Origin of the sequence: Winogradskyella sp. (genome assembly GCF_016744625.1) — a bacterium.
Classification (GTDB): Bacteria; Bacteroidota; Bacteroidia; order Flavobacteriales; family Flavobacteriaceae; genus Winogradskyella.
On record NZ_JADGDZ010000043.1, the window covers coordinates 1 to 17,281 of the forward strand.

At 32.6% G+C, this 17,281-nt stretch carries 19 protein-coding genes; 18 read left to right on the top strand and 1 reads right to left on the bottom strand.

All coding sequences use genetic code 11. The features are described 5' to 3' along the window. The first annotated feature begins 60 nt into the window (after window positions 1-60). From QZZ53_RS10085 to QZZ53_RS10145, 13 genes are all read left to right on the top strand, one after another. Window positions 61-1,233 carry an aminotransferase class I/II-fold pyridoxal phosphate-dependent enzyme gene (locus QZZ53_RS10085; protein WP_296384181.1) on the top strand — a complete coding sequence of 391 codons (1,173 nt, stop codon included), beginning with the start codon at window positions 61-63 and terminating at the stop codon, window positions 1,231-1,233. 34 nt (window positions 1,234-1,267) lie between these two features. Continuing rightward, the gene (locus QZZ53_RS10090) at window positions 1,268-1,678 is read left to right on the top strand and encodes an Rrf2 family transcriptional regulator (RefSeq protein ID WP_296384183.1); all 411 of its coding nucleotides are present in this window, start codon (window positions 1,268-1,270) and stop codon (window positions 1,676-1,678) included. A 125-nt stretch (window positions 1,679-1,803) separates the two neighbouring features. Beyond that, on the top strand, window positions 1,804-2,064 hold the full coding sequence (locus tag QZZ53_RS10095) for a DUF2061 domain-containing protein (RefSeq protein WP_296384184.1): 261 nt from the start codon (window positions 1,804-1,806) through the stop codon (window positions 2,062-2,064). Then, window positions 2,064-2,678: a phosphoadenosine phosphosulfate reductase family protein gene (locus tag QZZ53_RS10100; RefSeq protein ID WP_296384236.1), complete on the top strand. Its 615-nt coding sequence runs from the start codon at window positions 2,064-2,066 to the stop codon at window positions 2,676-2,678. Before QZZ53_RS10095 ends, QZZ53_RS10100 begins: the two co-directional genes overlap by 1 nt. Before the next feature lie 7 nt (window positions 2,679-2,685). Then, window positions 2,686-3,591 carry a sulfate adenylyltransferase subunit CysD gene (gene cysD / locus QZZ53_RS10105; RefSeq protein WP_296384186.1) on the top strand — a complete coding sequence of 302 codons (906 nt, stop codon included), beginning with the start codon at window positions 2,686-2,688 and terminating at the stop codon, window positions 3,589-3,591. A 126-nt stretch (window positions 3,592-3,717) separates the two neighbouring features. Next, window positions 3,718-4,965, top strand: a complete 1,248-nt coding sequence (locus QZZ53_RS10110; RefSeq protein WP_296384191.1) for a GTP-binding protein — start codon at window positions 3,718-3,720, stop codon at window positions 4,963-4,965. 73 nt (window positions 4,966-5,038) lie between these two features. Continuing rightward, entirely contained in the window at window positions 5,039-7,132 is a 2,094-nt protein-coding gene (locus tag QZZ53_RS10115; RefSeq protein WP_296384193.1) for a HEPN domain-containing protein, read from the top strand. 5 nt (window positions 7,133-7,137) lie between these two features. Then, a complete protein-coding gene (cobA, locus tag QZZ53_RS10120; RefSeq protein WP_296384195.1) occupies window positions 7,138-7,917 on the top strand; it encodes a uroporphyrinogen-III C-methyltransferase in 780 nt (259 codons plus the stop codon). A gap of 2 nt (window positions 7,918-7,919) precedes the next feature. Next, window positions 7,920-8,498 carry a bifunctional precorrin-2 dehydrogenase/sirohydrochlorin ferrochelatase gene (locus QZZ53_RS10125; protein WP_296384197.1) on the top strand — a complete coding sequence of 193 codons (579 nt, stop codon included), beginning with the start codon at window positions 7,920-7,922 and terminating at the stop codon, window positions 8,496-8,498. Window positions 8,499-8,502: 4 nt separating this feature from the next. Beyond that, on the top strand, window positions 8,503-9,552 hold the full coding sequence (locus QZZ53_RS10130; RefSeq protein ID WP_296384199.1) for an NAD(P)/FAD-dependent oxidoreductase: 1,050 nt from the start codon (window positions 8,503-8,505) through the stop codon (window positions 9,550-9,552). Then, window positions 9,552-9,881 (top strand): 2Fe-2S iron-sulfur cluster-binding protein, encoded by a 330-nt coding sequence (locus QZZ53_RS10135; protein WP_296384201.1) that lies wholly within the window; start codon window positions 9,552-9,554, stop codon window positions 9,879-9,881. Before QZZ53_RS10130 ends, QZZ53_RS10135 begins: the two co-directional genes overlap by 1 nt. 42 nt (window positions 9,882-9,923) lie before the next feature. Beyond that, window positions 9,924-11,018, top strand: coding sequence for an acyloxyacyl hydrolase (locus tag QZZ53_RS10140; RefSeq protein WP_296384203.1), 1,095 nt, complete (start codon window positions 9,924-9,926; stop codon window positions 11,016-11,018). After that, window positions 11,015-11,761, top strand: coding sequence for a head GIN domain-containing protein (locus tag QZZ53_RS10145; protein ID WP_296384204.1), 747 nt, complete (start codon window positions 11,015-11,017; stop codon window positions 11,759-11,761). Before QZZ53_RS10140 ends, QZZ53_RS10145 begins: the two co-directional genes overlap by 4 nt. On the opposite strand, the gene gldA is transcribed toward QZZ53_RS10145, so the two are convergent. Next, window positions 11,754-12,647 (bottom strand): gliding motility-associated ABC transporter ATP-binding subunit GldA, encoded by an 894-nt coding sequence (gene gldA, locus QZZ53_RS10150; protein ID WP_296384206.1) that lies wholly within the window; start codon window positions 12,645-12,647, stop codon window positions 11,754-11,756. The two genes, QZZ53_RS10145 and gldA, sit on opposite strands and share 8 nt — an antisense overlap. 356 nt (window positions 12,648-13,003) lie before the next feature. Between gldA and QZZ53_RS10155 the strand changes: the two genes are divergently transcribed. The 5 genes from QZZ53_RS10155 to QZZ53_RS10175 form a co-directional block, all read left to right on the top strand. After that, window positions 13,004-13,831, top strand: coding sequence for a prephenate dehydratase (locus tag QZZ53_RS10155; protein WP_296384208.1), 828 nt, complete (start codon window positions 13,004-13,006; stop codon window positions 13,829-13,831). Further along, complete coding sequence (locus tag QZZ53_RS10160; protein ID WP_296384209.1) at window positions 13,828-14,970, top strand: aminotransferase class I/II-fold pyridoxal phosphate-dependent enzyme; 1,143 nt, start codon at window positions 13,828-13,830, stop codon at window positions 14,968-14,970. Before QZZ53_RS10155 ends, QZZ53_RS10160 begins: the two co-directional genes overlap by 4 nt. Before the next feature lie 4 nt (window positions 14,971-14,974). Then, window positions 14,975-15,826 (top strand): prephenate dehydrogenase, encoded by an 852-nt coding sequence (locus tag QZZ53_RS10165; protein ID WP_296384212.1) that lies wholly within the window; start codon window positions 14,975-14,977, stop codon window positions 15,824-15,826. Window positions 15,827-15,848: 22 nt separating this feature from the next. After that, on the top strand, window positions 15,849-16,931 hold the full coding sequence (locus tag QZZ53_RS10170; RefSeq protein ID WP_296384214.1) for a bifunctional 3-deoxy-7-phosphoheptulonate synthase/chorismate mutase type II: 1,083 nt from the start codon (window positions 15,849-15,851) through the stop codon (window positions 16,929-16,931). 141 nt (window positions 16,932-17,072) lie between these two features. Further along, the coding region (locus QZZ53_RS10175; protein ID WP_296384216.1) for a hypothetical protein at window positions 17,073-17,281 on the top strand (209 nt) is incomplete at its 3' end.

A 17,281-nucleotide genomic window follows, 5' to 3' on the forward strand; every position in this document is an offset into this window, starting at 1 on the left:
ATTTCGCGTACCTAATAGAGGTCTATTTGGCTTTTAAAATAATTTTAAATCAATAGAAAAATGGATTCTAAACATATAGAAACACAAGCAATTCGTACACAGATGGAACGTTCTCAATTCTTAGAGCATTCTAATCCGTTGTATTTAACCTCGAGTTATATTTTTGAAGATGCTGAAGATATGAGAGCTTCTTTTGCGGACGAGAAACAGCGTAATATTTATAGTCGCTATTCAAATCCTAATACAACTGAGTTTGTAGAAAAAATATGTAAAATGGAAGGAGCAGAACAAGGTTATGCTTTTGCAACTGGCATGTCTGCTGTATTTTCAACATTTGCGACTTTGCTAGACTCAGGAGATCATATTGTATCGTCTCGAAGTATTTTTGGTTCTACCCAAACTATGTTTAATAATATTTTACCAAAATGGAATATTTCAACGAGCTCGTTTAAGTTAGATGAGATTGATACTATTGAAAGTTTAATACAGCCAAACACAAAAATCCTTTATGCAGAAAGTCCAACAAATCCTGCTGTAGATATTTTAGATTTAGAGCGATTAGGAGCAATTGCTAAAAAGCATAAGCTTATTTTCTTGGTAGATAATTGTTTTGCAACACCATATTTACAACAACCTATAAAGTTTGGTGCAGATTTAGTGATTCATTCGGCTACAAAATTAATTGATGGCCAAGGAAGAGTTCTAGGTGGAGTTACTGTTGGAAAAGCGGATTTGATTCAAAAGATTTATTTATTTTCAAGAAATACAGGTCCTGCATTATCACCTTTTAATGCTTGGGTGTTGTCCAAAAGTTTAGAAACATTACCAGCAAGAGTAAATATGCATTGTGACAATGCTTTGAAAGTAGCAAGATTTTTAGAGTCTAATGATAATGTTAATTTTGTAAAGTATCCATTTTTAAAATCGCATCCTCAACACAAATTAGCAAAAAAGCAAATGAAGTTAGGAGGCAATATTGTAGCTTTTGAAGTTAAAGGAGGTATCGATTCTGGTCGAAAATTTATTAATGCAATTAAACTATTATCCTTATCTGCTAACTTAGGAGATACACGAAGCATTGTAACACACCCAGCTTCTACTACACATGCTAAATTATTGGAAGAAGATCGTTTAATAACAGGAATTACAAGTGGACTTATTAGAATTTCTGTTGGTTTAGAACATGTAGAGGATATTATCGCTGATTTAAAACAAGCTCTAGAAAAAGCATAATCCGAATTCGGTAAAAAAGAATTAGATTTACAGTATGCTTTCAAAGAAAACAAAGTACGGAATAAAAGCCTTAGTCTATTTGGCAAAGCAGGAAGAACGTATTCCTGTACAGATTTCTGTCATTTCTAAATCAGAAAACATTTCTCAAAAATTTTTAGAAAGTATATTATTAACGTTAAGAAAAAATGGAATTTTAGGCTCTAAAAAAGGTAAAGGAGGAGGCTATTATTTATTGAAAGAGCCAAAAGATATTCCGATGACAGCAGTGATGCGACTTTTAGAAGGACCAATTGCTATGATTCCATGTGTAAGTCTTAATTTTTATGAAAAGTGTGATGACTGCCCAGATGAAAATGCTTGTGCAGTTAACAAATTAATGCTTAAAGTACGAGACAATACTTTAAAGATTTTTAGAAATACAACCTTGGCTGATTTGTCTAATTAGCAGATTCTCAAATTTTCACTCTTATTTTTCCGAAATAATTACTTCATAAATTCAAATAAAATTATATGTTTGCATTATCCTAGTAAATCGATAGGAATTGAAGGTTGATAAATTAATAGCATATTATGGATAGTGTAATACAGACGAATCTGAGTTTAGAAAAAAAAGAACAAGTTGCTACTGTACCTCAAGAAAATGTTAAAAGAAGTATTGTGAAAACAATTAGTTGGCGCATGGTTGGTACGTTGGCGACAGTAGTCATATCATACCTTATTACAGGGACTTTGACTTTAGCATTTTCTATTGGTGGTATAGAACTCGTGTCTAAAATGGTACTTTATTTCTTTCACGAAAGAGCGTGGAATAATATTAAATGGGGAAAATGATGGCATTAAACTTAGAACAGATAAATAAAGACTTAAAGCATAAATCACCTATTGAAATTGTTAATTGGGCATTGAGTGTATCAGAAAGACCTTTAGTTACTACAAACTTTAGGCCTTATGAAGCGGCTATTTTACATGTTACTAATTCGGTAAAAAAAGATATAAAGGTGATATGGTGTGATACTGGTTATAATACACCAAATACTTACAAGCATGCTGAAGAATTAATAGCACAACTAAACCTTAACGTAAAACTTTTTGTACCAAAACAAACAGAAGCACATAGAAATGTGGTTTTAGGAATACCAAGTGTAGATGATCCATCTCATAAATTATTTACAGAGCAAGTGAAGTTAGAACCTTTCAAAAGAGCTATGACAGAATATCAGCCAGATGTTTGGTTTACGAATTTACGAAAAGGGCAGACTGCTTTTAGAGATAGTATTGATATAGTATCTCAAGATAAAAATGGTGTACTTAAAGTAAGTCCATTTTATAATTTTTCGGATGAAGCATTAGATGAATATTTAGATGAAAATCAACTTCCTAATGAGTTTAAGTATTACGATCCAACCAAACAATTAGAAAACAGAGAGTGTGGATTACACGCATAAAATTTGAATGATGAAAAATACAGCAAGCATAAATCCATTAGAAAACGAAGCTATATACATCTTTAGAGAAGTGGCTGCTCAATTTGAGCGTCCTGTGCTTTTATTTTCAGGAGGAAAAGATTCTATAACTTTAGTGCGTTTGGCGCAAAAAGCTTTTTATCCAGCAAAGATTCCATTTCCTTTAATGCATATTGATACAGGTCATAATTTTCCTGAAACGATTGAATTTAGAGATCGTTTGGTAAAAGAATTAGACTTAGAATTAATCGTTAGAAACGTTCAGGATTCTATTAATGAAGGTAAAGTAAAAGAAGAGTCTGGTAAATATGCAAGTAGAAATGTATTACAAACTACAACGCTTTTAGATGCCATTGAAGAATTTAAATTCGATGCATGTATAGGTGGAGCACGACGAGACGAAGAAAAAGCAAGAGCTAAAGAGCGTATTTTTTCTGTACGAGATGATTTTGGACAATGGGATGAAAAAAATCAACGCCCTGAATTATTCGATATGCTAAACGGACAAATCGAATTAGGACAAAATGTGAGAGTTTTTCCTATTTCTAATTGGACAGAATTAGATGTTTGGTCTTACATTCAGAAAGAACAAATTGAGATTCCTTCAATCTATTTCGCACACACAAGAGCCACATTTTTAAGAGATGGATTAATCTGGTCTGCAGATGACGCTGTTGTCTATAGAGAAAAAGATGAAGAAGTAGAAGAACGAGTTGTAAGATTTAGAACCGTTGGTGATATGAGTTGTACAGCAGCTGTACTATCAGGTGCTTCAGATATTAATACTGTTGTACAAGAAATTAGAGATTCAACCATATCAGAACGTGGAGCAAGAATCGATGATAAACGCTCAGAAGCAGCAATGGAAAAACGTAAACAACAAGGGTATTTTTAAAATTTGTTAAGCAAATTTTGCCCTTAGTTAATGGTTCTAAGCCTTTAGCAAAATTGAAAAAATTAAAACTAGGCTAACGGATTATAGCTAACAACTAAAAGCCAATAGCCAACAGCTAATAAAAAAATGGACGTATTAAAAATAGCAACAGCAGGAAGTGTAGATGATGGTAAAAGTACCTTAATCGGACGATTACTTTACGACACTAAATCACTAACATCAGACAAATTAGAAGCCATAGAAACTAAAAGCCGTCAACTTGGTTATGACTATTTAGATTTTTCTCTAGCTACAGATGGATTAGTAGCAGAAAGAGAACAAGGAATTACAATAGATGTGGCACATATTTATTTCTCAACAGTTAATAAAAGTTACATCATTGCAGACACACCAGGTCATGTTGAATATACTAGAAACATGGTGACTGGAGCTTCAACATCTCAAGCAGCAATAGTTTTAATTGATGCAAGAAAAGGTGTGATTGAGCAAACTAATCGTCACTTTTTCATCAATAATTTGTTGAGAATAAAAACAGTTATCGTCGCGATAAACAAAATGGATTTGGTTGATTTTTCTGAAGAGAAATACAACGCTATAAAATCAGATTTTGAGGCTTTGATGAGTAAAAGAGATTATCAAAATCAAAACATTTCATTTGTGCCTGTTAGTGCGTTAAAAGGAGATAATGTGGTTAATAGATCTGAAAATACACCTTGGTATGATGGCGAAACTTTACTAGAAAATCTTGAGGGAATAAATAATGAAGACATCTATAATGTTGGTACTCCAAGATTTCCAGTGCAATATGTGATTAGACCAAAAACTGAAGAGTTTCACGATTTTAGAGGATATGCAGGAAAGGTATATGGTGGGGAATTAAGTGTTGGAGATGATGTTGTGGTTTTACCATCACAAACAAAATCGAAGATTAAAGAAATTCATTTTTATGATAAGAAAGTAGAAACTGCTTCGAGGCGTTCTTCAGTATTAATTACACTTGAAGATGATGTGAACATCAGTAGAGGTGACATGATTGTAAAAGAAAATGATTTACCAACGGTTGATAAACAATTCACAGCCACAATATCTTGGATGGATTCTCAAGATTTAACTGCAGGAAAAAAATACGTAGTGCAACATGGTGTAAACAAAGTGTTGGCTAAAGTAGATCAGATTCATCATAAAATAAATCCTGATTATTCAGGAATTGATGAGGCTGTAAACGCATTATCAATGAATGATATCGCAACGGTATCTTTTAAATTAAATAAACCCATTTTCTATGATGCCTTTAAATCACACAGAACAAATGGATCTTTTATACTAATTGATTCTCAATCTAATAATACAGTAGGAGCAGGATTTATTCAATAGAAATAAATTTTAAAAAACAAGAAAGACGTATTTTAATTATCCTACTAAATCTATAGGAATAATATAATAAATAATGCAAAGTTTTAGAACAGAATTAGAAAGTCCTGTAGTAGAAAAGGATATCATTGAATTAGCCAATAAGATTGAGCTATTCCATAATGGGAAAATTGACGAAGAAAAATTTAGAAGTCTACGTTTAGCTAGAGGTGTTTATGGTCAACGTCAGGAAGGTGTGCAAATGATTAGAATCAAATTACCCTATGGTAAAGTTTTGAGTCATCAATTGCGTCGTATTTCTGAAGTTTCAGACGAATATTCAAGAAGTCGATTACATATTACAACACGTCAAGACATTCAAATTCATTATGTGGATTTAAATAGAACACCAGAACTTTGGGCTGAATTAGAACGCGATAATGTAACGCTTAGAGAAGCTTGTGGTAATACAGTAAGAAATGTCACAGCAAGTGAAACTGCTGGTATTGATGTTAATGAACCTTTTGATGTGTCACCATACGCAGATGCTTTATTCAAATTCTTTTTAAGAAATCCTATCTGCCAAGAAATGGGTAGAAAGTTTAAGGTTTCATTTTCTGGAACAGATGAAGATACTGGCTTGTCGTACATGCACGATTTAGGTTTTATTGCCAAAATTGAAAATGGAGTAAAAGGTTTTAAAGTAATGTTAGGTGGTGGCTTAGGCTCACAACCAAGACATGCAGATTTGTTTTATGAGTTTTTACCATCGGATAAAATTATTCCTTTAATGGAAGGAGTTCTTAGAGTTTTTGATCGTTATGGTGAACGAAAAAGTAGAGCCAAAGCACGATTAAAATTCTTATTAAAAGATATTGAATTAGATGCTTTTAAAGTTTTAGTAGAGGAAGAACAAAATGCCGTTGAGTATAAAACAGTGGTAATAGACGAAAATAATTATACAGCTTCAAAACCAGTTTCTGTTACTGCGCCAAAACTAGAAATTGAAAATACTAAAGCTTTTAAACTATGGAAATCTACTAATGTAATTCCACAAAAACAAGAGGGTTATTTTGCAATTGGTATTAAAGTTTTATTAGGAGATTTTTATACAGATAAAGCTCGTTTATTAGCAGATTTAGTTGAGCAATATGCGTCTGGAGAAATTAGATTGAGTTTACGTCAAAATATTTTAATTCCTTTTGTGAAGGAAGATTTGTTACCTTATTTCTATGTAGAATTAGAAAAGTTAGGCTTCGTTGAAGCTGGTTATAATAAGGCTGTAGATATTACAGCATGTCCTGGTACAGATACTTGTAATTTAGGTATTTCGAGTAGTACGGGAATTGCCGAAGAATTAGAACGCGTCATTAAAGCTGAGTATCCTCAATACCTAGAGAATAATGATTTAGTGATTAAAATTAGTGGTTGTATGAATGCTTGCGGACAGCATAATATGGCAAATATTGGCTTTCAAGGGATGTCTATTCGTACTAAAGATAAATTAGTTGCGCCTGCTTTACAAGTACTTTTAGGTGGTGGAAACTTAGGAAACGGAAACGCTTATTTTGCTGATAAAGTTGTAAAAGTACCAAGTAGAAGAGGACCAGAAGCCTTACGTAGAATCTTAAATGATTTTGAAGCCAATGCAAAAGGACAACTATTTGTCGATTACTATAAAGAAAAAGGCGAAAAGTACTTCTATCAGTTGCTTACGGATTTATCAAATATTGAAAATCTAACTCAAGAAGACTTTATTGATTGGGGAACAGAAGAGCAATATGTAAAAGCTATTGGAATTGGAGAATGTGCTGGAGTTGTTATCGATTTAATAGCAACGCTTTTCTTAGAAAGTGATGAGAAAATTGAAGAAGCAAAAGACGCATTTAATAACAAAGTGTATTCAAGCGCAATTTACGAAGCCTATCGTTCTATGGTAAATTCGGCAAAAGCCATTTTACTTTCAGAAAATATAAAAACAAACACACAAGCAGGTATCATTAAACAATTCGATGAGCTTTTTGTAGAAACGAAAAGAGTAGATTTAGGAACATCGTTTTCAGATATTATATACCAAATTAAAGTATTCCCACCTTCAGAAGACTTTGCAATAAACTATATAAATACAGCTACAAAATTTTTAGAAAGCGTAAGAGCTTTCAGAGAAGAACAAGTTGAAGTTAAAAGCTAAAAATTATGACACCAAGATTAACAGTAGTAGGAGCAGGTCCAGGAGATGAAGATTTAATTACTATAAAGGCAATTAAAGCAATCGCATCTGCAGATGTTATTTTATATGATGCTTTGGTAAACGAAGCTTTGCTTAAACATGTATCTCGAAAAGCGGAATTAATTTTTGTAGGCAAACGAAAAGGATGCTATGCTTATCAGCAAAGTCAAATCAATGATTTAATTGTTGAGCGTGCATTAAGATGTGGTCATGTGGTTCGTCTTAAAGGTGGCGATCCGTTTATATTTGGTCGTGGTGCTGAAGAGCTGGAGTACGCAAAGGCATATGCTATTGAAGTTGCTGTTGTTCCTGGTATTTCATCATCAGCTGCAGTGCCAGCTTATCAAGGTATTCCATTGACAAAACGTAATGCATCTGAGAGTTTTTGGGTGATTACAGGAACAACAAAATCACATAAAATATCTGGTGATATTGCATTAGCAGCACAATCAACAGCAACTGTAGTTATTTTAATGGGAATGGGAAAACTATCTGAAATTGTTCAAATTTTCTCTAATGAAGGAAAATCTGAGATGGCTGTAGCTATAATTCAGAACGGAACGAGAGCTAACGAAAAAGTAGGGATTGGTACAATTGGTTCCATTGAAACTATAGTTGAAGAAAAACAATTGTCTAATCCTGCTATTATCATTATTGGAGAAGTGATTAATCAACGCGTAGACCTTTCGGATATCTATTCTAAAGCTGATTTGGCTTTGGTAAATTCAAGAAGACAAAGTGCTTAATTATGGAAAAAAATAATCTATATCCAATCTTTCTAAAAACAAAAAACCTCAATGTGTTAATTGTTGGTGGTGGTAATGTGGCTGAGGAGAAACTAACTTTTTTATTAAAATCGAGTCCAGATGCGAATGTAACTATGGTATCTCCACTATTTAGAGAAAGAACGATTGAAATTGTTAATACAGGAAACGTAAAACGTATTGAAGATGTTTACAAGAATGGTTATCTAAAGGATAATCATATTGTCATCGCAACAACGGATAATCCTGAGGTGAATATCAAAATATATGAGGATTGCAGAGCACAGAGTAAATTGATAAATGTGGCTGATAACCCACCATATTGTGATTTTTATATGGGAGGCATCGTTACTAAAGGCAATGTTAAAGTGGCAATTTCAACTAACGGAAAATCACCAACAACAGCGAAACGTTTACGACAATTTTTTGAAGATGTGATACCAGAAAATATTGATGATTTGGTAAATAATCTCAATGTATATAGAAAAACAATTAAAGATGACTTTGAACAAAAAGTCAAAAAATTAAACGAATTCACTAAAGGATTAGTGGAAAAAATTTAGAAGAATGATTAAAACAGATATACTAATTATAGGAGCAGGACCAACAGGGTTATTTACTGTGTTTGAAGCAGGATTGCTGAAATTAAAGTGCCATTTAATTGATGCTCTGCCTCAACCTGGTGGTCAGTGTTCCGAATTGTATCCTAAAAAACCGATTTATGATATTCCTGGATTTCCAGAAATTTTAGCAGGTGATTTAACATCAAATTTATTGGAACAAGGAAAACAATTTCAACCAGGTTTTACTTTAGGAGAACGTGCAGAAACTATAGAAAAACAAGACGATGGAAGTTTTATAGTTACAACAAATAAAGGGACGCAACATCACGCACCAATTATTGCTATAGCAGGTGGTTTAGGGAGTTTTGAGCCAAGAAAGCCAAAGTTAGAAGGCATTGAAGGTTATGAAGATAAAGGAGTCGCTTATTTTATTAAAGATCCAGAAGTGTATCGCAATAAAAAAGTAGTGATTGCAGGAGGAGGAGATTCAGCATTAGATTGGAGTATCTTTCTTGCTGATGTAGCTTCAGAAGTCACTTTAGTGCATAGACGAAATGAATTTAGAGGTGCTTTGGATTCTGTAGAACGCGTGCAAGAATTGAAGTTAATCAACAAAATCAATTTAATAACACCAGCTGAAATTACAGCTTTGCATGGTGAAAATCAGATTGAAGGAGTAGCAGTTACTAAAGATGTTGAAACACAAGTTTTAGAAGCAGATGCTTTTATTCCACTTTTTGGTTTGTCTCCAAAATTGGGTCCAATAGGAAGTTGGGGACTTGAGATAGAAAGGAATGCAATTAAAGTAGATACGCTAGATTATCAAACTAATATTCCAGGTATTTATGCCATTGGAGATGTAAATACATACGAAGGAAAGTTGAAACTGATTCTTTGTGGTTTTCATGAAGCGACGTTAATGTGTCAATCGGCTTATAAGTTATTAAATCCTGGCAAGAAGTTTGTTTTAAAATATACCACAGTAAGTGGGATAAATGGTTTTGATGGTACTCGTAAAGAATCACCAAAAGCCGTTGTAAAAGCAATAGTATAATGCAAGATATTACCATACATATCACAGATAGAGAAGGCGAAAAACACACCGTTTTGGCACCAACAGACATAGCAATGAATTTAATGGAGGTTGTACGTTCTTATGAGTTAGCACCAGAAGGTACAATTGGAGTCTGTGGAGGTTTGGCGATGTGCGCATCTTGTCAATGTTACATCAATTCAGAGCATTCGCTTAAGGATATGGAAGATGAGGAAGATGCCATGTTATCCGAATCCTTTAATGTAAAAAATAATAGTAGATTGAGTTGTCAAATCCCAGTTTCTGAGACTTTAGATGAGTTGAAAATAGAATTGGCTCCAGAAGTGTAGGTTTACAGTAATTATTATATTTTTGCCAGCAACTATTTATAAATGAAGTACTGGCTTACTAGTTTAGTTATCTTAATTGGATCGTTGTCTTTTTCACAAGAAAAAGAAGCATCCAATTCTTATTTTGATCTGAATTATTTTTCAGGTAATAAAGCACTTCATAATAATGATATTCTTCATTTAATTGCTGGTCGTCCTGAGGGATTCATTTTTAGTTGGAATAAAAAGACATTTGGCAACGAAGCTTGGGAGCAACGTTTTAATTACCCAGATTATGGAGCATCTTTTGTTTATCAAGATTTAAAAAATGAAAGACTTGGGCATAATTTTGGGCTTTATGCGCATTACAACCTCTATTTTTTTAAGCGAAATATTATGCTTCGTATTGGTCAAGGGGTAGCTTACACTACAAATCCCTATGACAAAATAAAAAACCCTAAAAATGTGGCTTTTGGAACACATGTTTTAAGTTCAACTTATGTAATGTTAAATTACAAAAAGGAGCGTATTTTTAATCGTTTTGGATTGCAAGCAGGTTTGTCTTTAATTCATTATTCTAATGCCAATGTAAAAGCACCAAATACAAGTATTAATACATTGGCTTTAAATGTAGGATTGACCTATAATCTTAAAGATGAGAATCCAGAATATATCAATAGTTCGAGCGATAAAAAACTTACTGAACCTATAAAATATAACTTAGCTTTTAGAACTGGTATTAACCAAAGTGATATTATTGGTAGTGGTCAGTTTCCATTTTATGTTCTATCGGCTTATGCAGATAAACGATTGAGCCATACAAGTGCCATCCAATTTGGCGCAGATGTATTCTTTTCAAACTTTTTAAAAGAACTTATTTATTATAAATCAGTTTCTTTTCCTGAAGAAAATGTGAGCGGTGATGAAGACTATAAACGTGTCGGATTATTTGCAGGTTATGAATTATTTATCAATAAAACGTCTATAGAAACTCAATTCGGTTACTATATATATTATCCGTTTGATTTTGAAGGAAGAACCTATATAAGAATAGGGTTAAAACGTTATTTTGGAAAGAAGTTTTTCGGGGCAATGACATTAAAATCACATGGTGCAAAAGCAGAGGCTGTAGAATTTGGAATAGGAGTTAGGTTATGAAAAAAGTAGCATTTTTAATAGTAGCATTTTTAATCTTTGCATGTAACAGCGAAGATGCCAATGATTGTTTTCAGACATCTGGAAATATTATCCAAGAGGTAATAGATGTAACTAGTTTCGAACGTATTCTTGTTAATAGAGATGTTGAACTCATTATAAAGGAGACATCTGAGTATAAAGTCACTGTTGAAACAGGTGAAAATTTAATTAACGATGTAAAAGTTGTAGTTATTGATAATCAATTAGTACTTACTGATAATAATACCTGTAACTATGTGAGAGATTATGGAATCACTAAAGTTTATGTTGAAGCTCCAAACCTTACCGAAATTAGAACATCATCTCAGTACGAAATCTCTTCGGATGGTGTGTTAAATTATAATTCGTTGGCGCTTTTTTCTGAAGATTTTACTAATGAAAGCGAGTTTACAGTTGGCGATTTTAGATTAACAGTTGCTTCAGAAAATTTGAATATTGCTTCTAATAATATTTCCTTCTTTTATTTAGATGGTACAGTAACTAATTTGTTTATAGGTTTCTATTCTGGTTCTGGTCGTTTTGAAGGCGAAAATCTTTTAGCCCAGAATATTGAGGTGTATCATCGTAGTAGTAATGATATGGTTGTTAACCCAATTCAATCCCTTACTGGCGAATTAAGAGGAACAGGGAATTTAATTTCGGTTAACGAACCTCCAGTTGTAGATGTAGAGCGTATTTATACAGGTCAGTTGATTTTTAATTAGTTAAATCCCTAAACAAACTCTCTAAACTCGCATTCTTCTGATTGAGTTGTAGAATTTTTAATTCATTATCATGTGCAAAATCAAACACATGAGATCGCATATCATCTAAGGTTAAGAATGTGATTTCGTAAACAAAGCCATGTGTGTTTTTTACAGAACCTACATTAGGCAATTTGCGTAAGAAGGCATCTTCGACACGATAGTCAAATTCTACAATAACGATTTGTTCTTGTCCTTCTCTCAAATCTTTTAAATACTTATCTGCAACAACTTCACCTTTGTTAATAATAATCACACGATCGCACATCGCCTCAACTTCTTGCATAATGTGTGTAGATAGAAATACCGTTTTCTCCTTACCAATGGTTTTAATAAGGTTTCTAATTTCTACCAATTGGTTTGGGTCTAAACCTGTAGTTGGCTCATCTAAAATTAACACGTCAGGATTGTGCAATAAAGCATTAGCCAAACCTACACGTTGTCTGTAACCCTTAGAAAGTTGACTGATTTTTTTATGAGCTTCAGGTGTTAAGCCTGTAAGTTCAATAACTTCTTCAATTCTAGATTTAGAAGTGCCATAGACATTGGCATTAAAATTTAAATATTCTTTTACATAAAGTTCAGTATAAAGCGGATTGTGTTCAGGTAAATATCCTACGCTACTTTGTACCTTTTTTTTATCTGCATTTACATCAAAACCATTGACATTGGCTGAGCCTTCAGAAGCTTCAATATAAGTGGTTAAGATTTTCATCATTGTAGATTTACCAGCTCCATTTGGACCTAAAAAACCAACAATCTCTGCATCATTTACTTTAAAAGAAACATCATTAAGTGCTTTTTGATCTTTATATAGCTTTGTAATGTTTTGAACTTCAATTGACATAAGAGAAAAAGTTTATCCAAAAATAGGTAATTCAGAATATTGTATAGTGTTTATTGCTAATTCTTTAAAACTTTAATGATAAGTTCAAAAAGCTATGTTAACAATTTTGAATTGTAAAAATATTAATTACATTAGCCACATAATTACAACAATGAACATATCTAAAACATATTATAACTGGTTTTATTTCTTTTTTAGCTAAAAGAACGAGACTTAGTATGTTTTAATTAAAATATAAATTATAAAGTCTCGATTTTTAATCGGGACTTTTTCATTTTAATCTTTTTTTTAGAAGTTTAAAACTGAAGTAATAATAAACTGATACTGATAACTATTTTAAATAGAGTAATAAAGTTTTGAATAAACCAATAGCCATACAAGGAATTAAAGGATCGTTTCATCACGAAGTCGCACAGCAGTATTTTAATACTAATACAGAAGTTGTTGAGTGTATGTCTTTTGATAGTGCTGTAGATAGTCTATTACAAGGAGATACAGATAATATTGTAATGGCTTTAGAGAATTCTATTGCAGGTTCAATTATACCTAATTATGCACTTATTGACAACCATAATTTGAGTATTGTTGGTGAGTATTATTTAGATATTCAGCATAATTTATTGGCATTAGATGGACAATCTATTGCTGAAATTAAAGAAGTGCATTCGCATCCTATGGCATTATTACAATGTAAAGTGTTTCTAAAGGATTATCCATATATAAAGTTAGTGGAGGCAAAGGATACTGCAGATGTTGCCAAACAAATTTCAGAACAAAACATAAAAGGGATTGCAGCAATAGCGAGTAAAAATGCAGCTGAATTATATAAACTTAATGTGTTAGCTGAAAGTATTCAAACTATAAAGCATAACGAAACACGCTTTGTTATTGTTAAGCGTGAAAATCATGAAATTGAACGAAAAGGACTGAATAAGACCTCTATAAAATTTGAATTAGATCATAAACGAGGTAGCTTAGCTACAATCCTCAATGTAATGAGTGATTGTAAACTAAACCTAACCAAAATACAATCTTTGCCAAAAATAGAGACTCCTTGGAAGTATGCTTTTTTTGTTGATGTCACTTTTGATGATTATAAAGACTACGAAAAAGCGTCATCAATTATGCAGTTAATGGCAGAGAACTTTAAAGTGTTGGGCGAATATAAAAATGCGAGATTATGATTGAAGTTGCTAACCGTTTAAAGAATGTTGAAGAATACTACTTTTCTAAAAAGTTGAGAGAAGTTGCGTTTTTAAAATCTCAAGGAAAACCCATTATTAATTTAGGAATTGGAAGTCCAGATTTAGAACCTCCTTTTAAAGCAACGATGTTGTTAAGGGATAGTTTAGATGATGAAGGAGCAAATAAATACCAAGGTTATCAAGGCTTACCAGAGCTTAGAGAAGAAATTGCGAATTTTTATAATAAGCGTTATAAAGTTAATCTAAGTGCACAAACAGAAGTATTACCCTTATTAGGAAGCAAGGAAGGAATCATGCATATTTCAATGGCATTTTTAAACCCAGGAGATGAAGTTTTAGTGCCAAACCCTGGTTATCCAACTTATGAAGCTGTAACCAAACTTTTAGAAGCAAAGCCTGTATTATACGATTTAAAAGAAGCAACAGACTGGCAACCAGATTTTATTGCTTTAGAGCGTTTAGACTTAAGTAAAGTAAAAATAATGTGGATTAATTATCCACATATGCCAACAGGAGCCAATGCCACAAATAAGTTTTATGACGAGGTTATTGCATTCGGGAAGCGTCACAATATTCTTATTGTAAATGATAACCCTTATAGTTTTGTCTTAAATGATAAACCAAAAAGCATCATGCGTTATAACAATGCTAAAGATGTATGTTTAGAGTTGAATTCTTTAAGTAAAACCTTTAATATGGCTGGTTGGCGTGTTGGAATGTTAGTTGGTAGTTACGACCATATTAATGCGGTTTTAAGAGTAAAAAGCAATATGGATTCTGGTATGTTTTATGGCATACAGAAAGGAGCTATTGAAGCATTGAAATGTTCAAACATGTGGTTTGTAAGTTTAAACAGCGTTTACCAACAAAGAAGAGAATTGATTTGGAAATTGGCAGAAGAACTTAATTGTACTTATGACAAAGATGCAACCGGAATGTTTATTTGGGCAAAATTGCCACCACATTTAAAATCGGAGGAATTTACAGATTTGGTTTTAAAAGAACATTCAATTTTTATAACACCAGGAACTGTTTTTGGAAGTAATGGAGAAGGCTATGTGCGTTTTTCATTATGTGCACCAGAAGACGTTATTAAAGAAGCAATAGCAAGAGTATAGATTAATGAAAAATGTTTTTGTCATAGGAGTTGGGTTAATAGGAGGAAGCTTTGCTTTGGATATAAAAAAGTTAGATCCAAGTAGCACAATTTTAGGTATCGATAAAAATGAATCACATTTAGATGAAGCCATTGAAATAGGTGTTATTGATGAAAAGGCAAAGCTTGAAGATTTACAAAAGGCTGATTTAGTCATCGTCGCAATTCCTGTTGATGCAGCTTTAAATGTATTGCCAGAAGTACTTAATCATGTTTCAGACAATACAATAGTATTTGATGCTGGTTCAACCAAAGAAGAAATTTGCTTAAAAGTTAAAGACCATCCGAAACGTAGAAATTATTTAGCAGTCCATCCAATTGCAGGTACAGAATATTCTGGACCAAGTGCTGCGATACATGGTTTATATAAAAGCAAGACAAATATTATTTGTGAAGTTGAAGAAACAGCATTCAAACTTCAAGAAAAGGCATTGAGATTGTTTTCAGAATTAGGAATGCGTATTCGTTATATGAATCCTAAAGCGCACGATAAGCATATTGCATACGTCTCACATTTATCTCACATTAGTTCCTTTATGTTAGGAAAGACTGTTATTGATAAAGAAAAAAACGAACGCGATATTTTTGATATGGCTGGCAGTGGATTTGAAAGTACAGTGCGTTTGGCAAAAAGTTCACCAGCGATGTGGACACCAATTTTTGAACAAAACAAAACTAATGTAATTGAAACTTTAGACGAATACATCAATAACCTTAAGCATTTTAAAAAGCTGATGGAAGATGGAGATTTTGAAGCAGTTTATAAGGAAATGGAAACAACAAATCATATAAAAGATATATTAAACGGAATACAATAGGAAATTAAGATTAATAAGCAAAATGGAGAATAAAAAAGAAATGAGAACATGGTTGGATGATATGAAGCTAAATCATCCTCTAGTAATAGCAGGACCATGTAGTGCAGAAACCGAAGAACAAGTATTAAAAATAGCTCACGAGTTAAAAGATACAGATGTTAATTACTATAGAGCAGGTATTTGGAAACCTAGAACACGCCCAGGAAATTTTGAAGGTGTTGGTGCACTAGGCTTAAAATGGTTGCAAAAAGTTAAGGAAGAAACTGGTCTAAAAACAGCAACGGAAGTTGCTAATAGAAACCATGTAGAATTAGCGTTAGAACACGATATTGATTTATTATGGATTGGTGCACGTTCTACGGTAAGTCCTTTTATAATGCAAGAAATTGCTGATGCTTTAGAAGGAACTGATAAAATTGTATTAGTTAAAAATCCAGTAAATCCAGATTTAGCTCTTTGGTTAGGTGGAATAGAAAGATTACATACTGCCGGAATTAAAAATCTAGGAGCTATACATAGAGGATTTTCAACATACGAAAAGTCTAAATATAGAAATATTCCTGAATGGCAATTAGCTATCGAATTTCAGAATAAGTTTCCTGATTTGCCTTTAATTAATGATCCATCGCATATTACAGGAAAAAGAGATATGATTCTCGATGTATCACAAACGGCTTTAGATCTTAATTTCGATGGCTTAATGATAGAAACACATTTCGATCCTGATAATGCATGGAGTGATGCTGCGCAGCAAGTTACACCAAGCGCATTAGTTAGAATTATGGAAGATCTTAGAATTAGAAAAGAAACAGATCCTGAAGCTGCATACAATGCAGAACTTAATAATTTAAGAGCTCAGATTGATGTTGTAGATAACCAAGTTATTGATTTGCTAGGAAAACGTATGAAAGTTGCTGATGGTATTGGTAAACTTAAAAAGCAAAAGAACGTTCAAGTCTTACAAAACAAGCGTTGGAACGAAATATTAGGTAAAATGGTATTAGAAGGAGACGAAAGAGGCCTAAGCGAAGAGTTTATATTACGTATGTTTAAAGCGATTCACCAAGAATCTATTAACCATCAAGAAAAGATTATTAATCATTAGAATTAGTGATTAAAAAAAAGGCTCGCAAACTGCGAGTCTTTTTTGTTTTAAACACATAGATATTAACGCTTCAGGTCGAATTTAATTATTTTTTTGTGTTAAAATTCTTATAATTGCAAACTCAACAATAAATAAATTAAAATGAACAAAAATTACTTAACGTTTACCATTGCATTGCTATTTGCTACGTTAGTATTCTCTCAAATACAAGTTGGAGATTTTACAATAACTCATGGTGCAGAAATTGAAGAAGATTCAGAGAAAATAGTAAGAATTGCTGGCGAAGTAAATGGACAGATTATTGCTTTGGCTAATAAGAAGAAAAATTACTTTATTAAAATATTTAAATC

Excerpts from the sequence above, each read along its gene's own strand:
- cobA (WP_296384195.1), top strand. The coding sequence starts at position 7,138 with ATGACACCAAGATTAACAGTAGTAGGAGCAGGTCCAGGAGATGAAGAT.
- QZZ53_RS10165 (WP_296384212.1), top strand. The coding sequence starts at position 14,975 with ATGAAAAATGTTTTTGTCATAGGAGTTGGGTTAATAGGAGGAAGCTTT.
- QZZ53_RS10145 (WP_296384204.1), top strand. The coding sequence starts at position 11,015 with ATGAAAAAAGTAGCATTTTTAATAGTAGCATTTTTAATCTTTGCATGT.
- QZZ53_RS10160 (WP_296384209.1), top strand. The coding sequence starts at position 13,828 with ATGATTGAAGTTGCTAACCGTTTAAAGAATGTTGAAGAATACTACTTT.
- QZZ53_RS10100 (WP_296384236.1), top strand. The coding sequence starts at position 2,064 with ATGGCATTAAACTTAGAACAGATAAATAAAGACTTAAAGCATAAATCA.
- QZZ53_RS10115 (WP_296384193.1), top strand. The coding sequence starts at position 5,039 with ATGCAAAGTTTTAGAACAGAATTAGAAAGTCCTGTAGTAGAAAAGGAT.
- QZZ53_RS10085 (WP_296384181.1), top strand. The coding sequence starts at position 61 with ATGGATTCTAAACATATAGAAACACAAGCAATTCGTACACAGATGGAA.
- gldA (WP_296384206.1), bottom strand. The coding sequence starts at position 12,647 with ATGTCAATTGAAGTTCAAAACATTACAAAGCTATATAAAGATCAAAAA.
- QZZ53_RS10095 (WP_296384184.1), top strand. The coding sequence starts at position 1,804 with ATGGATAGTGTAATACAGACGAATCTGAGTTTAGAAAAAAAAGAACAA.
- QZZ53_RS10170 (WP_296384214.1), top strand. The coding sequence starts at position 15,849 with ATGGAGAATAAAAAAGAAATGAGAACATGGTTGGATGATATGAAGCTA.
- QZZ53_RS10125 (WP_296384197.1), top strand. The coding sequence starts at position 7,920 with ATGGAAAAAAATAATCTATATCCAATCTTTCTAAAAACAAAAAACCTC.
- QZZ53_RS10140 (WP_296384203.1), top strand. The coding sequence starts at position 9,924 with ATGAAGTACTGGCTTACTAGTTTAGTTATCTTAATTGGATCGTTGTCT.
- QZZ53_RS10110 (WP_296384191.1), top strand. The coding sequence starts at position 3,718 with ATGGACGTATTAAAAATAGCAACAGCAGGAAGTGTAGATGATGGTAAA.
- QZZ53_RS10090 (WP_296384183.1), top strand. The coding sequence starts at position 1,268 with ATGCTTTCAAAGAAAACAAAGTACGGAATAAAAGCCTTAGTCTATTTG.
- cysD (WP_296384186.1), top strand. The coding sequence starts at position 2,686 with ATGATGAAAAATACAGCAAGCATAAATCCATTAGAAAACGAAGCTATA.
- QZZ53_RS10135 (WP_296384201.1), top strand. The coding sequence starts at position 9,552 with ATGCAAGATATTACCATACATATCACAGATAGAGAAGGCGAAAAACAC.
- QZZ53_RS10130 (WP_296384199.1), top strand. The coding sequence starts at position 8,503 with ATGATTAAAACAGATATACTAATTATAGGAGCAGGACCAACAGGGTTA.